Raw genomic sequence first — 4,410 nt, forward strand, 5'->3', positions numbered from 1 at the left:
ATCATCAGTAGTCAGGTTATATGAAATCGTAGTACCTGGACTATGTCCGGTTCCTGCGGGATTAAAGGGATTTGGGTAGTTACCTGTAAGTTCGGTTTTTTTAGGAAGCACATCTTCTTCCTCGCTCAAATTATAAACATGAAGTGTAACCGGAATAATTGTTGTTTCCCGGTTATCATTAATTATCAAGTTGCAGGTATAATCTCCGATAGGAATGTCATTGGAATCAAAGGTAACTGTAATTTCATCGGTTTCATTCGGATCCAGGTTTCCTATATAAGAATCCAGTTGGATCCAGGTTATGGGAGGCACTAAACTTCCGATGGTCATTGTTCCGTTCACACTGTGCGGATCTCCGCCCCAGACATCACCATCGATCTGCCATTCCAGAACCATGTCTCCGGCAAATCCACCACTGATGGTCAGATTTACTTCTGCAGTAGCAGACTCGTCTGGATAAACCATACCCCATCCGCTGCTATTTTCGCCATGCCAGTTGATCTCGACTCCATCTCCAGTTACTCCGTTCGATTCCAGGTCTCCACCTGTTCCTCCAACAAAATTAGAAGATGAATTAACGATCACACCTGCAGGGAAACCGATAAATACATCAGTGATCCATTCACCGTCAGGACTGCCGTTATAGACAGTAAAAGTCCAGGTGGTCGTTTCTCCAGGAGTAAAACCTTCTGCTGAACATTCTACATAAGAACCTGTCATATCTCTTGTTTCCTCGAGGGAAATGTTATAAGTAAGAGTTCCGCCACCAATGTTGGTTAGCGTAAATTCATCTGTTCCAATTGTATTAGGATCAAGATCTAATTCGATCTCATCAACACTTACTTCCAGTTCAGGAGGAATTGGAATTCCGATCGGAGGAAATTCAATATAATCGATCCAGGCACAATCAGAACCGCTGGAAACAGAACCATCTTTCTCATATCTCCATTCAAAAGTATGCTCTCCGTAAGTTACCGGGAAAATTTCCTGTGACCAGTCGATCTCTCCGCACCATTCACCAACCATATTGTCATCAATAAAAAATTGTAAATAATCATAATTATTTTCCGAAGATACTTTCTTATAGAATTTAATTTCATCATCCATCAACACGGAAACATCAATCTTCAAGGATGAGAATTGACTATCGAGTAAATCACCTGACTGTGCTGAATATTGTTCTTCATAAGCTTCGGAAGAAATAAACCATTCATGTTGACCATCAAAATACCAGTCAAAACTTGAGAAATCACCTGTTTCAAAATCCTCGACACATAAGCCGATAGTTAGGGAAAAATAGTCTGTCATGGAGTACTCATTATCTGCATCTGCATTGATCTCAAAAGGAGCGACTTGTCCAATTGGTGCATCTTCGGAAGCAGTAATATTGAAGGTAAAATTTCCATAAGAATATGCTTCCAGAAAAGCGAGTTCGTCAGCAGAATCGTTCACAATGATCATATCATCATCGAGCATATAGGATAAAATAGCATTAATATTATGAGCAGCAGCTCCTCCGTCATTATATAGAGAAACGGTCAGATCGGCAGTCTCACCGGGATCGAGGACAAAATTATCTCCATCTTCAACCGTTACACTGCTGAAACTGACAAGCAGAGCATAAGCAGTTAGATTGATTATTCCTGTCCATGAATTTTCGACACCGTTCATCAATGCTTCAAAATTAAATGGATAGTCATCAGGAACCGCATTGGAGACATCGAAGGAAAAAGCATTATTTAAGACAATGGATTCTCCGGCAGCAACATCACCAATAGTTTCTGCTGCATCGGTCAGTGTAATGAATTCATCATCGATACTTAATGTCATTTCAACCTCGTTAGCCGGATCAGTTCCTACATTCTCGATTGTAACCGAAAGATTTACTGTTTCGCCAAACTCGATGACATCATCTCCTCCAGCGTTAAATGTATAATCACTGATAACAAGATATGCTCCGTCATTGGGAATAACTTCTACGATTTCTATACTTGTGATCTTATTGAAAGCAGAAATAGTTAATGTTAAATCCATCGGTGTTTGGGGCATATCTGACAGATCGAGAGTTACATTCCCGGATTCATCAGTGTAACCTGATGTATAAAAATCATCTCCATCGGAAAGGCAAACCAATGCATCTTCTACTCCGGTTGAAACATCGAAAGTGGTCATCCCAATAAAGATCGTTGGCAAATGATTGATGGTCATTGCTTCCGGAGTATCCGTCCTGACCTGAAGGGAAGCATCTCCAAAGATGATCCAGGTTTTGAACATATCAACACCACCATTACCGTAAACATCCATCATATTGCAGGAACCATTGAAACACAAACCACCGATTGAAGTTTTCTGGGTTCCCAATCCTTCATAAGGTCCTGCTCCAACTAAAAGATCGATCGCTTCATCCTGTGCTCTCATCGGTGGATTCCAGGATTGACTGACAGTAGAGGCATACATGGCAATAGCTCCGGTTGGATTTCCATTGCCATCATTTGTAGCTCGCAGCCAGGCTTCCGCAAAACAGGTATAAGGACCGAATTCACCATTATTGCAGGCAACAGAAACGATGAAAGGAAGCATATTATCATTGGTCAGAGCATTAACATCGGAATTGCCCAAAGGTGCTCCATTTCCCCAGGAAGTTGGAGAACCATGACCACAATAATTAACAATACTTCTACCTTCATTCAAAGCAGCCATTCCTTCTGCCACAGAACCATTCGGATCATAAATTTGATCGACTTCGGTGTAAGTGAAATTCAATAATTTTTCTCTGATATTATCAATGTGTTCATCATCTGTTTCATTATCATCACCAGGTCCTTGGTTGGAAGCGATTCCACATCCTTTATGCAGCCATTCTCCATCGACAATATCGCGTTCATAATAGATCGTTCTCTGCACTTGAGTTTCTGCCTGCTCAACAGTTTCTGCCGAGAATCTTCCTACAAAAATATCGGGATAAGTATCTCCACCTTCGAGCAGAGCATAACTCGGATCTGAATCTCCTCCACCTCCGCTTAAAGTCGGAATTTGAGCTCTATCACCAATTAGCTGGACAAAAGTCAATCCATTATTTTCATCATATTCTGATTGGATAAAATCCTTGATCTGATTCGCAGTTGTACCGATATCCAGAACATTATGAATTTCTGTCTGAATCCCTTTCTGGTTCTTCCAATCCACGAACGGTTCCATCGAATCCATAAAAGAACCATGACTTATCACGATCATTCTGCCGTGTTCTTCGATTTGTTCATAACGGGTCCTGTCAAAATTGATGAAATGATTTGTATATAAATATTCAAAATAAGAATTGAGTTTATTACTGCTACGGTTTTTAATATTTACATTATCGTATCCAACATTATTAACTTCCAGAACCAGATGATAATAAACTCTCAAAGTTTCTGTTTGCGGATTATAGGAAAATGGATAAACTGTTATTACTGCTCCTCTGAAATCCCGCAAAATATATGGAGAGCCAAGTTCTTCGATATTTCCCGGATAGAACTCATCGAGATTATAAGTATTAGAGAATTCATAAGGAACATCATCAGGATTTAATTTACGAGAGATCATACCTTTGGAAGGAGCGACTTTCATTTGATATTCTGCAAACTTGCTGTCGATGATCTTTGCTTCCATTCTCGCATGATCCGGAATGATAATACTCCGTGTAATTTTAGGAAGAGCGGGACATCCTTTTTCAAAGGTCGAACTCTCTTTTTCCAGAAATAGATGGTAAAACGCTTTTCCGTCGATATTAACAGAAGTTCTTTCAAACATGCCGAAATTATATTCGATAATAGTTTGGGAATCATCAGAGGATAAGACATTTACCTCAAAATTTTGGTTATTGATCGTTATTTCTTCGGAAAAAACAAAAGCTGAGAACAATAAACCTATTAAGAGAATTGATAATTTTTTCATTGTACCTCCAATCATTACTACCGCGGATCTTCGCGGATTTGAACGGATAATTCAAAAATTACATTCCGTGTTCATCCGCGTAAATCAGCGGCTATTTTTTACTTCATCAAGATCATCTTTTTAGTACTGCTGAATTTTCCATCTCCTGTTTTCAGTTTATAGAAATAAATTCCGCTGGATGTTACTCTACCGGAATCATCTTTTCCATTCCAGGTGATCTGATGATAACCGGCTTCCCGGTTCTCATTTATAAGAGTTCTGACCTTTTGTCCTTTGGAATTATAAATTACAAGCCGGACATCTGCATTTTCTTTCAGACCAAATTTGATGGTCGTTATCGGATTGAACGGATTTGGATAATTTCCGGAAAGATGATTTTCCAGAGGAATGGTTGAATCATCAGAAAGAAGACCAGTAACAGTTAAAGTAACAGGAATGAAAATATCATCTTCCACATCAGTATCTATAACAATATTG

The 4,410-nt window shown here is 39.3% G+C and carries 2 protein-coding genes; both read right to left on the reverse strand.

The genetic code is table 11. The features are described 5' to 3' along the window. On the reverse strand, nt 1–3,948 hold a 3,948-nt coding region (locus ENL20_04195; GenBank protein ID HHE37757.1), incomplete at its 3' end, for a hypothetical protein. An 83-nt stretch (nt 3,949–4,031) separates the two neighbouring features. Next, nucleotides 4,032–4,410, reverse strand: a 379-nt coding sequence (locus ENL20_04200; protein HHE37758.1) for a T9SS type A sorting domain-containing protein, incomplete at its 5' end; no start/stop codon positions are given.

This window comes from Candidatus Cloacimonadota bacterium (genome assembly GCA_011372345.1).
Taxonomy (GTDB): domain Bacteria; phylum Cloacimonadota; class Cloacimonadia; order Cloacimonadales; family TCS61; genus DRTC01.